Origin of the sequence: Mesorhizobium sp. B2-7-1, from assembly GCF_006440735.1 — a bacterium.
In the GTDB taxonomy this organism is placed as follows: Bacteria; Pseudomonadota; Alphaproteobacteria; order Rhizobiales; family Rhizobiaceae; genus Mesorhizobium.
In genome coordinates, this window is sequence record NZ_VFUA01000046.1 from 1 (window position 1) to 15215 (window position 15215).

At 65.5% G+C, this 15215-nt stretch carries 14 protein-coding genes; 3 read left to right on the forward strand and 11 right to left on the reverse strand.

What is annotated here, in order from left to right:
- Positions 1-85: 85 nt before the first annotated feature.
- From FJ471_RS18065 to FJ471_RS18115, 11 genes are all read right to left on the reverse strand, one after another.
- Positions 86-898 (reverse strand): enoyl-CoA hydratase family protein, encoded by an 813-nt coding sequence (locus FJ471_RS18065; protein ID WP_140805368.1) that lies wholly within the window; start codon positions 896-898, stop codon positions 86-88.
- Complete coding sequence (locus tag FJ471_RS18070; RefSeq protein WP_140805370.1) at positions 895-1359, reverse strand: MarR family transcriptional regulator; 465 nt, start codon at positions 1357-1359, stop codon at positions 895-897. The genes FJ471_RS18065 and FJ471_RS18070 overlap by 4 nt, the downstream gene beginning before the upstream one ends.
- Positions 1353-2126 (reverse strand): SDR family NAD(P)-dependent oxidoreductase, encoded by a 774-nt coding sequence (locus tag FJ471_RS18075; RefSeq protein ID WP_140805372.1) that lies wholly within the window; start codon positions 2124-2126, stop codon positions 1353-1355. The genes FJ471_RS18070 and FJ471_RS18075 overlap by 7 nt, the downstream gene beginning before the upstream one ends.
- Entirely contained in the window at positions 2123-4417 is a 2295-nt protein-coding gene (locus FJ471_RS18080; protein ID WP_140805374.1) for a bifunctional salicylyl-CoA 5-hydroxylase/oxidoreductase, read from the reverse strand. The genes FJ471_RS18075 and FJ471_RS18080 overlap by 4 nt, the downstream gene beginning before the upstream one ends.
- Before the next feature lie 134 nt (positions 4418-4551).
- Positions 4552-5151 carry a VOC family protein gene (locus tag FJ471_RS18085; protein WP_140805376.1) on the reverse strand — a complete coding sequence of 200 codons (600 nt, stop codon included), beginning with the start codon at positions 5149-5151 and terminating at the stop codon, positions 4552-4554.
- 81 nt (positions 5152-5232) lie between these two features.
- Positions 5233-6057: an ATP-binding cassette domain-containing protein gene (locus FJ471_RS18090; RefSeq protein ID WP_140805378.1), complete on the reverse strand. Its 825-nt coding sequence runs from the start codon at positions 6055-6057 to the stop codon at positions 5233-5235.
- Complete coding sequence (locus FJ471_RS18095; protein WP_140805380.1) at positions 6050-6940, reverse strand: ABC transporter ATP-binding protein; 891 nt, start codon at positions 6938-6940, stop codon at positions 6050-6052. Before FJ471_RS18095 ends, FJ471_RS18090 begins: the two co-directional genes overlap by 8 nt.
- Positions 6937-7785, reverse strand: a complete 849-nt coding sequence (locus tag FJ471_RS18100) for an ABC transporter permease (protein WP_140805382.1) — start codon at positions 7783-7785, stop codon at positions 6937-6939. The genes FJ471_RS18095 and FJ471_RS18100 overlap by 4 nt, the downstream gene beginning before the upstream one ends.
- Positions 7778-8785: an ABC transporter permease gene (locus FJ471_RS18105; RefSeq protein WP_140805384.1), complete on the reverse strand. Its 1008-nt coding sequence runs from the start codon at positions 8783-8785 to the stop codon at positions 7778-7780. Before FJ471_RS18105 ends, FJ471_RS18100 begins: the two co-directional genes overlap by 8 nt.
- 184 nt (positions 8786-8969) lie before the next feature.
- Entirely contained in the window at positions 8970-10496 is a 1527-nt protein-coding gene (locus FJ471_RS18110; RefSeq protein WP_140805386.1) for an ABC transporter substrate-binding protein, read from the reverse strand.
- A 148-nt stretch (positions 10497-10644) separates the two neighbouring features.
- Entirely contained in the window at positions 10645-12219 is a 1575-nt protein-coding gene (locus FJ471_RS18115; RefSeq protein WP_140805388.1) for an NAD(P)/FAD-dependent oxidoreductase, read from the reverse strand.
- Between the two features lie 124 nt (positions 12220-12343).
- Between FJ471_RS18115 and FJ471_RS18120 the strand changes: the two genes are divergently transcribed.
- Genes FJ471_RS18120 through FJ471_RS18130 form a run of 3 tightly spaced genes read left to right on the forward strand, consistent with a single transcriptional unit; the run spans position 12344 to position 15205 of the window.
- Complete coding sequence (locus FJ471_RS18120) at positions 12344-13135, forward strand: cyclase family protein (RefSeq protein WP_140805390.1); 792 nt, start codon at positions 12344-12346, stop codon at positions 13133-13135.
- A 16-nt stretch (positions 13136-13151) separates the two neighbouring features.
- Positions 13152-14723: an NAD(P)/FAD-dependent oxidoreductase gene (locus FJ471_RS18125; protein WP_140805392.1), complete on the forward strand. Its 1572-nt coding sequence runs from the start codon at positions 13152-13154 to the stop codon at positions 14721-14723.
- Positions 14723-15205, forward strand: a complete 483-nt coding sequence (locus FJ471_RS18130) for a MarR family transcriptional regulator (protein ID WP_140805394.1) — start codon at positions 14723-14725, stop codon at positions 15203-15205. Before FJ471_RS18125 ends, FJ471_RS18130 begins: the two co-directional genes overlap by 1 nt.
- Positions 15206-15215: the final 10 nt, after the last annotated feature.

Sequence of the window (15215 nt, forward strand, 5' to 3'; positions counted from 1 at the left end):
GGCATGGCGGCAGTCCAATCTCCCCCCTTGCGGGGGAGATGGCCGGCAGGCCGGAGGGGGGTGCCTGGGCGAAAACCGATCATCCCTAGTTCCCCTCGAACACCGGCTTTTCCTTGGCCACGAACGCCTTGTACGCCCGCTCGAAATCGCCGGTCTGCATGCAGATCGCCTGGGCCTGCGCTTCCGCCTCGATCGCCTGGTCGAGGCCCATCGACCATTCCTGGTTGAGCTGCGTCTTGGTGATGCCATGCGCGAAGGTCGGACCGGAGACGATGCGCGCCGCCATGTCGAGCGCATCGGCTTCGAGCGCTGCCGCATCCACCAGCCGATTGTAGAACCCCCAGCGCTCGCCCTCCGCCGCGCTCATGGTGCGGCCGGTGTAGAGCAGCTCGGCCGCGCGGCCCTGGCCGATGATGCGCGGCAGGATCGCGCAGGCTCCCATGTCGCAGCCGGCGAGGCCGACGCGGGTGAACAGGAAAGCCGTCTTCGCCTCTGACGTCGCGATGCGGATGTCGGAACTCATGGCGATGATCGCGCCGGCGCCGACAGCCACGCCGTCGACCGCCGAAATGATCGGCTTGCCGCAATTGAGCATCGCCTTGACGAAGTCGCCGGTCATGCGCGTGAAGGCGAGCAACTGCTTCATGTCCATCTTGACCAGCGGCCCGATGATGTCGTGGACATCCCCGCCCGAGCAGAAATTGCCGCCATTGGGCAGGAACACCACGGCGTCGACATCCTCGGCATAGACGAGGTCGCGAAACGTGTCGCGCAACTCCGCATAGCTGTCGAAGGTCAGCGGGTTCTTGCGCTCCGGCCGGTCGAGCCGGATTTTCGCGACCCTGCGTTCGACCTCCCAGAGGAAATGCTTCGGCTTGAGCTTTGCCATGGCGCTCATTCGCGTCCCTCCCAATTGCTGCGGAACGATTTCAGCATGCCGGTCAGCCGCCTTGCTTCGTCCTCGCTGACAGTGCCGAGCAGCTCGCCGACCCAATTCTCATGCGCGGCGGCGATCGCGGCGAAAGATTTCGAACCTTCCGCGGTCAGCCGCACCATCGAGGTGCGGCGGTCGCCATTGCGGCGCGCGCGGGTGACGAGCCCTTCGGAAACCAGCCGGTCGACGATGCCGGTGACATTGCCGTTCGACACCAGCAGGAAGCGCGACAGGTCGCTCATCAGCATGCCTTCCGGCGAGCGGTAGAGCGCCGCCATCACGTCGAAGCGCGGCAGCGTGGTGTCGAATTCCTTCTTCAGCCGCTCGCGCAGCTCGGCCTCGATGGTGCGCGAGGCGCGCAGCAGGCGTATCCAGAGCCGCAGCCTCTCCTTGCCGGGGCCGGTGGAGGTCGGTCCCGCTACCATGTCTCGCCTCCCGAGACCGAGATCGCCTGTCCGGTGATCGATCGCGCGGCGTCGCTGCACAGCCAAAGCACCGCCGACGCGACCTCTTCGGGTTGGATGAACCGCCCCTGCGGATTCGTTGTTGCAAGACTTGCACGGGCGTCCTCCGCCGAGCGGCCGGTCTTCTCGACGATGCGCGCGATGGACTCTTCAAGCATGTCGGTTTCGACGAAGCCCGGGCAGACGGCGTTGACCGTCACGCCTGACTTGGCGGTTTCGGCGGCCAGCGCCCGCATCAGCCCGACGACGCCATGCTTGGCGGCGACGTAAGGCGCGACATAGGCATAGCCCTTCAGGCCGGCGGTGGAAGCGACGAAAACGATCCGACCTGTCTTCCGCGCCTGCATGCCGGCCAGCGCCGGCTTCACCGTCAGGAAGGCGCCGGTGAGGTTGACGTCGAGCGTGCGTTGCCAGTCGGCCAGCGCGGTCTTGTGCGCCGGCGCGCTGCCCGCCATGCCGGCATTGGCGATGACGATGTCGAACGGTCCGTGCGCGGCTTCCGCCCTCTCGTGGAGGGCCGCCATCTCGGTCTCGTTCGTAACATCCGCCGCAATGGGGAAGATCCGGTCGCTTTCCTTCGCGACCTCGGCCAGCGCCGCTTCGCGCCGTCCGCAGATGGTGACGGCCACGCCTGCTTCCGCGAGCGTCAGCGCGACGGCCTTGCCGACGCCGGAACCGCCGCCGGTGACCAGCGCGTGCTTGCCGGCGATTTCGCGCACGGCGCTCATACTTTGAGCCCGGCGGCGGCTTCGCGCTCGGCCAGCCGGTAGATCTGGTCGCGTCCCGGCAGATAGGGATCGGGCCATTTGACGCCGCGGTCGCCGAGCGTCACCGCCGCGTGCAGCGTCCAGTAGGGATCGGCAAGATGCGGCCTGGCCAGCGCCACCAGGTCGGCGCGGCCGGCCATCAGGATCGAGTTGGCGTGGTCGGGCTCGTAGATGTTGCCGACCGCCATCGTCGCCATGCCGACCTCATTGCGGATGCGGTCGGAGAACGGCGTCTGGAACATTCGGCCATAGACCGGCTTGGCCGCGATCGAGGTCTGTCCGGCGGAGACGTCGCAGAGATCGACGCCGGCCTCGCGCAGCAGCTTTGCGATCTCGACCGCGTCGGCCGGGGTCACACCCTCGATGCCGACCCAGTCATTGGCCGAGATGCGCATCGAGATCGGCTTTTCGGCCGGCCATACCGCGCGCACCGCGTGGAAAATCTCCAGCGGAAAGCGCATGCGGTTTTCCAGCGAGCCGCCATATTGGTCGGTGCGGCGGTTGGTCAGCGGCGTGATGAAGGCCGACAGCAGATAGCCGTGCGCGGCGTGGATCTCCAGCATGTCGAAGCCGCAGCGCTCGGCCATCTGAGCCGACGCGACGAACTGGTCGCGGACCATATCCATGTCGGCGCGGTCCATCGCCTTCGGCACCTGATTCTTCGGCGACCATGGCACGGCCGAAGGCGCCATCACCGGCCAGTTGCCGGAGATGAGCGGCACGTCCGTTCCCTCCCAGCCGACCCTGGTCGAGCCCTTGGCGCCGGAATGGCCGATCTGCGCGCAGATCTTGGCCTCGGTCTCGGCATGGACGAAATCGACCAGCCGCTTCCAGGCGACCTCATGCTCGGGCTTGTAGAAGCCGGGGCATCCGGGCGTGATGCGCCCCTCGGGGCTGACGCAGGTCATCTCGATATAAAGAAGCCCCGCGCCGCCCTTGGCGCGCTCGGCATAGTGGGAAAAATGCCAGTCGGTCGGGCAGCCGTCGACGGCCTTGTACTGCGCCATCGGCGAAACGACGATGCGGTTGGCTAAAGTCATGTCGCGCAGCTTGAACGGCGCGAACATCGGCGCGCGGCGCAACATGTTGCCGCCGGCGCCGGCCTTGCGCTGGAACCATTCCTCGGCCGCCGCCAGCCATTCGGCGTCGCGCAGGCGGAGATTCTCGTGGCTGATGCGCTGCGAACGGGTGAGCAGCGAATAGTTGAACTGAACTGGATCCAAACCCAGATATCGTTCGACTTCCTCGAACCATTCGAGCGAATTGCGCGCCGCCGATTGCAGCTTGAGCACCTCGGTGCGCCGCGCATCCTCATATTTGCGGAAGGCTGCTTCGAGGTCAGGCTCCGACTCGACATAGTCGGCCAGCGCCACCGCGCTCTCCAGCGCGAGCTTGGTGCCGGAGCCGATCGAGAAATGCGCCGAAGCCGCCGCATCGCCCATCAGCGCCAGGTTCTTGTACGACCAACGCTCGCACAGCACGCGCGGGAAATTGATCCAGGCCGAACCTCTGATGTGGTTGGCGTTGGTCATCAGCGCCTGGCCGCCGAGATGCTTGGCGAAGATGCGCTCGCAGACCGCGATCGATTCCTGCTGCGTCATCTGGCCGAAGCCGAAAGCGTTCCAGGTCTCTTCGCTGCACTCGACGATGAAGGTCGCTGTCTCGCTGTCGAACTGGTAGGCATGCGCCCACACCCAGCCATGCTCCGTCTTCTCGAAGATGAAGGTGAAGGCGTCGTCGAACTTCTGCGTGGTGCCCAGCCACACGAACTTGCATTTGCGGGTGTCGATGTCCGGCTTGAAGACATCGGCGAAGGCCGCACGCGACTTCGAGTTCAGCCCGTCGGCCGCGACCACCAGGTCATGCGTTTCCATGAAGGGTTTCGGGTCGGAAATATCGGTCTCGAACATCATCCTGATGCCGAGCTCGCGGGCGCGCCGCTGCAGCAGGACCAGGAGCCGCTTGCGGCCGATGCCGCAGAAGCCGTGGCCGGAAGAGACAGTGCGCACGCCGTCATGGATGACGGCGATGTCGTCCCAGTAGGCGAAATGCTTCTTGATCCAGACCGCGCTGACCGGATCGTTCCTGGTCAGGTTTTCCAGCGTCTCCGCCGACAGCACCACGCCCCAGCCGAACGTGTCGTCCGGTCGGTTGCGCTCATAGACCGTCACCTCATGCGCGGCGTCGCGCAGCTTCAGCGAGATGGCAAAGTAGAGTCCGGCCGGTCCGCCGCCGAGAACCGCAACCTTCATGTCTTGCGATCTCCTCTTCATCCGGAAGCGCCGGATGGGCCGGCGGTTCCGATTGCCAGTATCGCGCCGTCGAGCGATTATTTCAAGCTTGAAGTTTCATGATTGAACGACCGCCGTCGGCACGTTTGGTTTTTTCACTTGGTCGGATCCTTCGGACTCCACAGCACCGTCTCGGCGCCCTTTTCATAGGCCATCCCGTCCGGGTAGCTGATCGCCTCCAGCTGCAGCCCCCAGGGCGCCTGGAAATAGAGGATGGTCTGGCCGGCGGCCGGGCCTTCCTTCACCGGCAGCGGTCCCATCCGGGTCTTCACGCCCTTGGCCTCGAGGTAGGTCTTCGCGGCGGCGACGTCGTCGACGTAGAAGGCGATGTGGAAGCCGCCGATATCGCTGTTCTTCGGCGTCAGGTCCTTCTGGTCGGGCGCGGTGTATTTGAACAATTCGATGTTCGACCCATAGCCGCAGCGGACGATGGTTATCTCCTCGATCACCGCCTTCGGGTCGACGCCGAGCAGGTCCTGCATGAAGGTGCCCTTGTCGTCGGCGAACGGTCCGAACGCCATCGCCTTCTTGCAGCCGACGACATTGGTGAAGAAGTCGACGGCCTGCTTCATGTCGGGCACGGTGATGCCGGTATGGTCGTGCCCGCGCATGCCGGGGATCGAATCCGCCGAAGCAGCTCCCATTGCGCCGCACAAGGAGGCCGCGAAGACCGCTGCCTGGATTGCGTATTTCATGTCACCCTCCGTTGGCGCGCCGACTTGTCCTTGCGCATGCCCGAGGCCCGCTGATCGGCATGCGGATATCAAAAACTCACTTCATGCCGATGCCTTGGGCTGCAGCCAGTCCGGATCGATCTCCGGCAGCGGGATGGCGGTGAGCAGGTCGCGCGTGTAGGTTTCCTTCGGATTGTCGAACAGCGCGTCGGTGGCGCTGGCCTCGACGATCCTGCCTTCGCGCATGACGATGACCTGTTGGCAGAGCCGCCGGATCACCGAAAGGTCGTGGCTGATGAAGGCGACCGTCAGCCCCATCTCGGCCGCGAGCTTTTCGAGCAGCGTCAGGATCTGCGCCTGCGTCGAGACGTCGAGGCCCGAGACGATCTCGTCAGCCAGCACGAATTTCGGCGACAGCGCCAGCGCCCTTGCGATGCCGACGCGCTGGCGCTGGCCGCCCGAAAGCTCGTGGCGGTAACGGCTGGCGAAGCTCTGCGGCAGGCCGACGCGCTGGAGGGCTTCAGCGACGCGCGCCTTCAGCCGGTCGCCAAGCCCGTTCTGCCTCAACGGGGCTGCGATGATGTTGAAGATCGTATGCCTGGGATTGAGCGACGACATCGGGTCCTGGAAGATCATCTGCAGGTCGCGGCGCAGCGGTCTGAGCTCGGCTTCCGAAAGATGGCTGATGTCGCGTCCCTCGAAGCGGATTGCGCCGGCGCTCGGCTCGAGCAGCCTGACCAGCGCGCGCCCGAGCGTCGACTTGCCGGAGCCGGATTCGCCGACAATGCCGGTCACCGATCCCTTGGGCAGGTCGAAGTCGAGCCCTTTGAGGATTTCGGCCAGCGGCGCGCGGCCGATCAGCGGCTTGCGCGTCATGTCGGGCAGCGCCACCTTCAGCCCGCGCACGGAAAACAGCGGCTCAGCCATGGCCGGGCCTCCAGTCCTTGTCGGCGGCGGCGATTTCGGCTGCCAGCCCGGCAAGCACGCTCTCGTCCACCGGTTTCAGCGAGGCGTAGGGATCGGTGTAGCGCGGCGTCGCCGCGATCAGCGCCCGCGTGTAGGGATGCTGCGGCGCCGCGAAGAGCCGTGCGGTCTCTGCCTCCTCGACCACCTTGCCGGCATAGAGCACCGAGACCTTCTGGCTGATCTTGGCGACCACGCCGAGATCGTGGGTCACGAACAGGATCGCCGTGCCGTGGTCGCGCTGCAGTTGCGCGATCAGCCGCAGGATCTGCTTCTGCACTGTGACGTCCAGCGCCGTCGTCGGCTCGTCGGCGACGATAAGCCTCGGCTCCGCCGCGAAGGCCGCCGCGATCAGCACACGTTGGCGCATGCCGCCGCTGAGCTCATGCGGATAGCTTTTCAGCACGCGCTCGGGATCGCGGATCTGCACCTCGTCGAGCAACTGCCGGATGCGCGTGTCGGCCCTTTCGCCACTCCAGCCGAGAATGCGCACAAGCCGGTCGGTCATCTGCGCGCCGATCCGGCGCGACGGGTTGAGAGCGGTGAGCGGGTCCTGCGGGATCAGCGCCGTGCGCGCGCCGATCAATGTCCGCCGCGCCTTGGCATCGAGGTGGCCGAGATCCTCGCCTTCGACCAGCATATCGCCTTCGACGACGCGCACGCTTTTCGGCAGCACGCCGAGCACCGCCTTGCCGATCATCGTCTTGCCGGCGCCGCTTTCGCCGACCAGCGCGCGCACTTCGCCCGGCTGCACGGCAAGCGACACCGAGCGCAGCACGCGCTGGCCGTTGGGCAGCACGGCGCTCAAGCGGCGGATGTCGAGGCACGGCTCCATATTGGCGCTCATCGCAGCACCGGATCGAAGCGCGCCTTCAGCGCCTCGCCGAACTGGCTGAAGGAAAGCACGGTGAGGATCAGCGTGATCAGCGGGAACACCAGCACCCACCAGGCCTGATGGATCGACAGCCGGCCCTCGGCGATGATGCTGCCCCAGGTCGGGTCGTCGGTCGAGATCGACAGGTTGACGAAGGACAGGATCGCCTCGACGATGACGGCGATGCCCATCTCCAGCGACAGAAGCGCCACCACCGACGGCAGCACATTGGGCAGCACTTCGCGCAGCATGATGCCGATGCGGCCATAGCCGGCGATGCGCGCGCTCTCGACATAATCCATGCGCGCCTGGCTCATCGCCTCGGCGCGGATCACCCGGCAGAAGCGCGTCCAGTCGATGATCGCGATGGCGAGGATGACGGAGCTCAGGCCGGTGCCCAGCACCGCGACCAGAAGGATGGCGAACAGCACCGGCGGGAACGCCATCCAGATGTCGACGACGCGCGAGATGATGCGGTCGGCCCAGCCGCCGAAATAGCCGGCGATCAGCCCCAGCGCCGAGCCGAGAAGGCACGCCGACGTTGCCGCGGCAAAGGCGACGATAAAGGCGATGCGTCCGCCGAAGATCAGCCGCGACAGCAGATCGCGTCCGAGGCTGTCGGTGCCCAGCCAATAGCCGGGCTCGGCGCCGTCCAGCCAGAAAGGCGGCAGCCGCTCCAGCATCAGGTCCTGCGCCAGCGGGTCCTGCGGCGCGACCAATGGCGCGAAGATTGCCGCCAGCAGCGCCAGCACAAGCCAGCCGCCGGCCAGCCACAGCCGCGGGCCCAGGCCGCGTCGCGAGATGCGCGCCTCATCCATGGCGCAGCCTCGGATTGAGCAGCGCATACATCATGTCTACGGCAAGGTTGATCAGCACGAAAAGCAGCGCGAACACCAGCACGATGCCCTGGATCAGCGGCAGGTCACGGTTGATGACGGCGTCGATTGCCATGTTGCCGAGGCCCTCGTAGGAGAACAGCCGCTCGACGATGACGGTACCGCCGATGAGGAAGGTGAACTGCACGCCGACCAGCGTCAGCGTCGGCAGCGCCGCGTTCTTCAGCGCCTCGCGCAGGATGACCTGCGTTTCCGAAAAACCTTTCACACGGGCGAGCACCACATAGTCGAGGTCGAGCACTTCCTTCAGCGACTGTTTGAGCAACTGGGCGATGATCGCGGCCAGGGGCAGCGCCAGCGCGACGGCCGGCATCAGCATGTGTTTCAGCAGATCCCAGGTGAGGTCGAAGCGCAGCCTGAGGATGCTCTCGACCAGATAGAATTGGGTGACGAAGGGCAGGTCGAGCTGTGGCGATACCCGGCCGGAAATGTCGAAGACTGGCACCAGCACGCCGAACAGCAGGATCAGCACAAGGCCCCACAGGAAATCGGGGATGGAGAGCGTCGCGCCGCTGGCGATGTCTACGCCGGCTTCCACGGCCGTGCCGCGATTGCGCGCGCCGAGGATCGCCATGGGCACCCCGATCGCGATCGCCATCAGCAGCGCGAATGTCGCGAGCTCCAGCGTCGCCGGCAGCCGGTTGAAGACAAGGCCGAGCACGTCCTGGCGCAGCGAGATCGAGGTGCCGAAATTCCCATGCAGCACGCCGCCGAGCCAGATGAAGAATTGCTGCACGATGCTCTTGTCCAGTCCGTAGAGCGCGCGCAACCGCGCGATGTCGTCGTCGCTGGCGCCGGGCGGCAGCATCATGGCGATCGGGTCGCCGGGCGCCACGCGGATGACGACGAAGACGACGATGGCGACGCCGAAAAGCGTCACCAGCATCGTCAACAGACGAACGAGGAATCTCTGCAGCAGCATGCGCCCTAATCACTTTGAACGGACTCCCCCTCATCCGGCCCTTCGGGCCACCTTCTCCCCTGGGGGAGAAGAGGTCGCAGGCGGCTGAGCTGGTCTCTTCTCCCCACCGGGGAGAAGGTGGCCGCGAAGCGGCCGGATGAGGGGGCCCTGCCGGGCGAAGACCGGCAGGGCACAAGGCCGATGATCAGGCCGGGGTCATCAGCGCCGGCAGCAGCGCGCCGGAGATATGCTGAACGACATTGACCTTCTTCGAGTGCACGATCGGCTGCGCATACTGGATCAGCGGCAGCACATAGGCCTGTTCGGCGATGTACTTGTCGACCGCCTTCCAGCCGGCGATGCGCTTGGCCTCGTCCTTCTCGCCCCACAGCGGGCCGATCTTGGCGTCGAGGTCGTCCGTCTTCCAGGACGAGTGCGGCGAGGGTCCGAACATGGCGAAGCCCGTCGAGGTTGTCGGGTCGCCGATCGAATTGCCCCAGTTGTAGAAGGCGGCCGGCGCCAGCTTGTGCGCGGCCCTGAGCTCGTAGTGCTTGGCGATCTCGTAGACCTCGATCTCGGCCTCGATGCCGACCTTGCGCCACATGCCGACGATCGCCTGCACCATCTCGTAGTCCTTGGGCTTGAAGCCCTTGGTCGTCTGGATGGTGAACTTGGCCGGCTTCTTGGTCGAATAGCCGGAGGCGGCAAGCAGTTCCTTGGCCTTGTCCGGATTGTGCTCGACCTTGACCGACGGATCGAAGGCCGCGTATTCCGGCGTCTCCAGCGTATCGATCGGCTGGCCATAGCCGCGCAGCAGGCGCTTGACCAGCAGCTCTTTGTCCACCGCCATCACCGCCGCCTGGCGGACGTTCTTGTCCAGCATGGCGTCCTTGTTGTTGAAGAAGATCATGCCGATGTCGGAGACGTTCTTGATCGAGCCGGCCAGCCCGTCCTTGGCGATCAGCCGGTCATACTCCTCGTAAGGAATTTCGAGCGTCACCTGCGAGGAGCCGGATTCGATCTCGGCGACGCGGCTTGCCGCGTCGGTGACGAACTTGATCGTCACATTCTCGAAGGCCGGCTTCGTGCCCCAATAATTCGGATTGGCCTTGAGTCGCAGGAAGGCGTTGCGCTCGAACTTGTCGACCATATAAGGCCCGGTGCCGATCGGCGCCTTCTCGAAACCTTCGGCGCCGACCTTCTCGTAATAGGCCTTGGGCAGAATGTAGCCGGTCAGGAACGACATCCATTTGAAATAGACCGGGTCGAACTGCACGACGTCGCCGGTGATCTTGTTGCCGTCGATCTTGAAATCGTTGACGTTCTTCCAGACGAACTGGATCGGGTTGCCGGTCTTCTCGTCGCCGGCGCGGGTCAGCGACCACACGACGTCCTCAGGCGTGAAGGGCGAGCCGTCATGCCATTTCACACCCTCGCGCACCGTCATCGTCACCTTGGTGCGGTCGTCGTTCCAACCCCATTCGGTAAGCAGTCCAGGCGTGAAGGAGAGATCCGGCTTTTGCCCGATGATCTGGTCGAACACCGACTGATAGAGGCCCTGGATGGTCGGGTTGACGGCCGAGGGGCCGGTCGTCGGGTCCCAGGAGGGCAGGTTGACGTTGTAGGCGATGGTGAGCTCGTCCGCCGCCTTTGCCGCCCTCGGCAGGCCAAGCGTGGCAGCACCCAGCGCCGCAGCGCTGTATCCAAGCAAGTCACGTCTGTTGATGGTCATGGTCGTTCCCCTTGTTGATTGTCATTTGTCCGCGCGGCGTTTTTCATTCGGTGGTGGGCAACCGCGCCTTGTCCATCCCGGAATTCCAGCTCTTTGTTGGAGCATGATCTTTCTCCGAAAACCGGTTCCCACCTTTCGGGATCATGCTCTAATTCCCTCCCAGCTGTTGGGCGAGCATGTAGCCGGAGCCGGCGCCCGTGCCAGCGCCGGGCCATGTCGCGGCGCCGGTGAGGTAAAGGTTCGAGACCGGCGTGTTCCAGCGCGCGAAGCCGCGCGCCGGACGGAAGAGGAAATTCTGCGCCAGATGATGACTGCCGCAAATCTGGTCGCCGCCGACGAGGTTCGGGTTCTCGCGTTCGAGGTCGAGCGGCGACAACACCGCGCGGCCGAGGATTTTTTTGCGTAATCCCGGCGCATAGCTCTCGATGATGTCGAGCACCCGCTCGGCATAGGTGTCCTTGACGGCGTCCCAGTGAGCCGGCGCGATCTTGCCCGCGGCATCGCCGAGGATCTCGGCCGGCAGCATGCGCACCTGCACCCACAGCACATGCTTGCCTTGCGGCGCCCGCGACGGATCGACGGTTGTCGGCTGGCCGACGACCAGCACGGGCTGGTCGGGCAGCAGGCCCGCGATCGCCTGCTGGTAGACGCGCGACATGGCGTCGAGCGACGGCGCCAGATGCACATAGGCGAATTGGCGAAGCTCGGCGCCGGCGTTCCAGTCGGGCAGGTCGTCCATCGCCAGATGGATCATCATCGTGCCTGGCGCATGACGGAATTTCTTCATCGCCGTGTCGAAGCCGGCGTCGCCCGAGCCATTGGGCAGCAGCTTGCCCGGCAGCGCTTTCGGTGCGACGCCGGCAATGACGGCCCTGGTCGCGACATGGATTTCGCCGGATGCCAGCCTGACCCCGGTCGCCTTGCCGGCGGAAACCGTGATCTCGGCGATTTCCGCACCGGTCGTGATCTGACCGCCGGCTGCCGTCACCATGCCGGCCAGCGCGCGGATGATGGTGTCGGCGCCGCCTTTGCCCAGCACCATGCCGAAACTCTGGTTGGCCATCGATTCCAGATAGGGGAACACAGCACCCCCGGCGATGTCGGGCGAGAAGTCGAGATGCATGCCCCAGGCCGCGAGCGTCGTGCGCACATGCGGCGTTTCGAAATTTTCCTCGAGCCACGCGCGCGGCGACGACAGCAGCAATCGAGCCGTATCGAGCGCGCCGGCGATGCCCTTCTTGCGCCACAGGTTCCAGCCCGTGCCGGCCAGCGCCCTTGCGCTCATCGACGAACCCAGCAGGCGGAACAGGTGCTCGGCCTCGCCCGGAAAGGCGCCGACCAGCCGCCGCCATGTTGCGGCATCGGCGGCGGAGAAGGCGGCAAGCCGCGACGCAGTCTTTTCGAGGTCGTTGCTGACCCCGAACCATTTGCCGTCCGGGAAGGCGCTGGCGAAACAGTCGGTCACGGGCGCGAATTCCAACCCATGGCCTTTCAATTCATTTGCATATTTCCGGTGGAAGGCGGAGCCGGCGAAGAGGCTCAAATTCATCGCGCCGAAATCGTGCCGGAAGCCGGGGAGCGTGTATTCGGCCGTCCGCACCGCGCCGCCGATTGCCTCGCTGCGTTCGAAAACCGCTATTTTCCAGCCTTTGAGCGCCAAATGCGCGGCGCATGCCAGACTGTTGTGGCCCGCCCCGACAAAGATGGCGTCGAACTCGCTCACGCCCCCACCCCGAAAATGCTTTATGCTTAAAGATAATTGCAGATGCATATGTTTTCGTCTAGTAGGTATATTAAGGGCCGCAACGAGCCTTGATGATCACCGACACAAGAGGGAACGAAAGACCATGGACACGCAGAAACTCCTCGGCGAGGTCGCCGGCCAGCTGCTCTCGGGCGCCATCAAGGTGGTCGATCTGTCGGCGCCGCTCGGCCCCGATACGCCGTTGATCAAGCTGCCGCCGGAACTCGCCGTCGACACGCCGAAGGTCGAGATCCATCAGATTTCCAAATACGACAAGAACGGTCCGTGGTGGGCCTGGAACTGGCTGAAGCTCGGCGAGCATTCGGGCACGCATTTCGACGCGCCGCAGCACTGGATCACCGGCAAGGACTATCCGGACGGCGCCACCGACACCATTCCGGCACAGAATTTCGTCGGCCCGGTCAACGTCATCGACTGCTCAGTGGAGTCTGCCGCCGATCACGATTTCCTGCTCACCGTCGACCATATCAAGGCCTGGGAAGCAAAGCACGGCGCCATCAATCCCGGCGAGTGGGTGGTGATGCGCACCGACTGGTACAAGCGCAACGGCTCGGAAGCCGAATTCCTCAACGCCAACGAAACCGGCCCCCACACGCCCGGCCCGACGGCCGAGGCCATCCAGTTCCTGATCTCCAAGGACATCAAGGGCTGGGGCTCGGAGACGATCGGCACCGATGCCGGCAAGGCCGGCGGCATGGAGCCGCCATTCCCGGCGCATACGCTGATGCACAAGGCCAACCGCTACGGGCTGGCCAGCCTGTGCAATCTCGACCAGCTGCCGCCGAAGGGCGCGATCCTGATCGCCGCCCCGCTCAAGATCGAGCACGGCACCGGCAGCCCGATCCGAGCGCTGGCGCTGGTGCCTCGGGGTTAAAGCCAGGGCCACGACGATGAGCGACGTCGATCACATCATCGTCGGCAGCGGCATCAACGCCCTGGTATGCGCGGCGATGCTTGGCGCCAAGGGCGCCAAGGTGCTCGTGCTCGAGCGCAATGACCGCATCGGTGGCTGCATGCGCACCGAGGAGGCGACAGTGCCGGGCTTCGTCCATGACGTGATGGCCACGACCTTCGTGCTGTTCATCACCTCGCCGGCCTTTGCCGCGCTCGGCAAGGACCTTGCGCGGCATGGGTTGGAGTTCTGCCACACGGCGACGCCGACCGGCGTGCTACGACCGGACGGCAGCCATGCCGTGCTCACCACCGACCGCGCCGCCAACATCGCGGCGCTCAACCGGATCGCGCCCAGTGACGGCGATCACCATGGCGGCGATGTCGGCGGCATCGAGCGCAATGCCGGGCTGCTGTTCGGCCTGCTCGGCGGCGCGCTCTGGTCCTATCCGACGACGAAGCTCATCGCCGGCGAGGCCTGGCGGCGCGGCCCGCGCGAGCTCGCCGCCTTCATGGGCGAGGCGCTGGCGCCCGCGCGCGGCTGGCTGGAAACGACTTACAATTCCGACCTCGTCCGCGCGCTCTGGGCGCCCTGGGTGCTGCATGCCGGGCTCGGCCCGGAAGACGCCTTCTCCGGCCAGATCGCCAAGGTCATCGCCTTCGCGCTGGAGGCCGCCGGCGCGCCGATCGTCAAGGGCGGCGCCAGGAACCTGCTCGCCGCCTTCGAGGGCCTGATCAAGGAGCGCGGCGGCGAGATCCGCGTCAACGCCGATGTCGCCTCGGTCGTCCAGGCCGGCGGTCGCGCCACCGGCGTGCGTCTGGCCTCCTGTGAAACGCTGACGGCGGGGAAGAGCGTCATCTGCTCGGTCACGCCGACGCAGCTCTATGGCCGCCTGCTCGGCAAGAATGCGCCGGAGGTGGCAATAAAAGCCACGCAGTCCTATCGCTACGGCAAGGGCAACTTCCAGATCCACTATGCGCTGGACAAGCCGCCGGCCTGGCGCGGCGAGGGCCTCGACAAGGTGGCGCTGCTGCATCTGACGCCGGGGCTCGACGGCGTCTCGAAAGCCTGCAACGAGGCGGTGCGCGGCCTGCTGCCGGAAGTGCCGACCATCTGCGTCGGCCAGCCGCATGCGCTCGACCCGTCGCGCTGCCCCGATGGCAAGGCGATCCTCTGGCTGCAGCTGCCCGAGGCGCCGCGCTTGATCAAGGGCGATGCCGCCGGCAAGCTCGAGGCACCCGCCGACGGCCGCTGGAACGACGCGCTGCGCGAAGCCTATGCCGACCGCGTCGAGGCGATCCTCGCCAACCACATCGACGGTTTTCGCGAGAGCGTGGTCGCGCGTCGCGCCTATTCGCCGGCCGATCTGGAAGCGATGAACATCAACCTGGTCGGCGGCGATCCCTATGGCGGCTCGTCCGCCATCGACCAGTCTTTCCTGTGGCGGCCGTTCAAGGCGAGCCGCAACCACGAGACCGGCATCAAGGGCCTCTATCATATCGGCGCCTCGACCCATCCGGGCGCCGGCCTCGGCGGCGGCTCCGGCTTCCTGTTGGCGGGGAGGCTGTGATGGAACAGAAGCTCGCGGAAAGGCGCCAGCGCATCTCGACCCTCGGCCAGATCGGCCTGCAGCAATTCGCGCCCTATCTGATGAACCGCATCATGGGCCGCTACAACGCCACGCTGCGCGACGACTTCCGCAAGCAGGGCCTGACTATTCCGCAGGTGCGCACGCTCGCCGTGCTCTCGGTCACCGACGGCGTCACCGTCAACGATCTCTCGGTCTATACGGTGATCGAGCAATCGACCTTGAGCCGCACTCTCGACACGCTGGAAGGCCAGGGCCTGGTTCGGCGCGAGCAGGGCGTCACCGACAGCCGCTTCCGCCATGTGTTCCTGACCGATGACGGCCGCGCGCTGTTCACGCGCGCCTGGCCGGCCATGCACGACGCTTTCGAGGCGATGTTCGACGGTGTCGACGACGCTGAATATGCCGCGCTCATCGCGACGCTGCAGAAAATGCTGAACAACATCCGCAAGCACGAGATCTAAATGTACGCGC

Bases quoted from the DNA above. Each gene is read 5' to 3' on its own strand.
- FJ471_RS18065 (WP_140805368.1), bottom strand. From the start codon at position 898: ATGAGCGCCATGGCAAAGCTCAAGCCGAAGCATTTCCTCTGGGAGGTC.
- FJ471_RS18070 (WP_140805370.1), bottom strand. From the start codon at position 1,359: ATGGTAGCGGGACCGACCTCCACCGGCCCCGGCAAGGAGAGGCTGCGG.
- FJ471_RS18075 (WP_140805372.1), bottom strand. From the start codon at position 2,126: ATGAGCGCCGTGCGCGAAATCGCCGGCAAGCACGCGCTGGTCACCGGC.
- FJ471_RS18080 (WP_140805374.1), bottom strand. From the start codon at position 4,417: ATGAAGGTTGCGGTTCTCGGCGGCGGACCGGCCGGACTCTACTTTGCC.
- FJ471_RS18085 (WP_140805376.1), bottom strand. From the start codon at position 5,151: ATGAAATACGCAATCCAGGCAGCGGTCTTCGCGGCCTCCTTGTGCGGC.
- FJ471_RS18090 (WP_140805378.1), bottom strand. From the start codon at position 6,057: ATGGCTGAGCCGCTGTTTTCCGTGCGCGGGCTGAAGGTGGCGCTGCCC.
- FJ471_RS18095 (WP_140805380.1), bottom strand. From the start codon at position 6,940: ATGAGCGCCAATATGGAGCCGTGCCTCGACATCCGCCGCTTGAGCGCC.
- FJ471_RS18100 (WP_140805382.1), bottom strand. From the start codon at position 7,785: ATGGATGAGGCGCGCATCTCGCGACGCGGCCTGGGCCCGCGGCTGTGG.
- FJ471_RS18105 (WP_140805384.1), bottom strand. From the start codon at position 8,785: ATGCTGCTGCAGAGATTCCTCGTTCGTCTGTTGACGATGCTGGTGACG.
- FJ471_RS18110 (WP_140805386.1), bottom strand. From the start codon at position 10,496: ATGACCATCAACAGACGTGACTTGCTTGGATACAGCGCTGCGGCGCTG.
- FJ471_RS18120 (WP_140805390.1), top strand. From the start codon at position 12,344: ATGGACACGCAGAAACTCCTCGGCGAGGTCGCCGGCCAGCTGCTCTCG.
- FJ471_RS18125 (WP_140805392.1), top strand. From the start codon at position 13,152: ATGAGCGACGTCGATCACATCATCGTCGGCAGCGGCATCAACGCCCTG.
- FJ471_RS18130 (WP_140805394.1), top strand. From the start codon at position 14,723: ATGGAACAGAAGCTCGCGGAAAGGCGCCAGCGCATCTCGACCCTCGGC.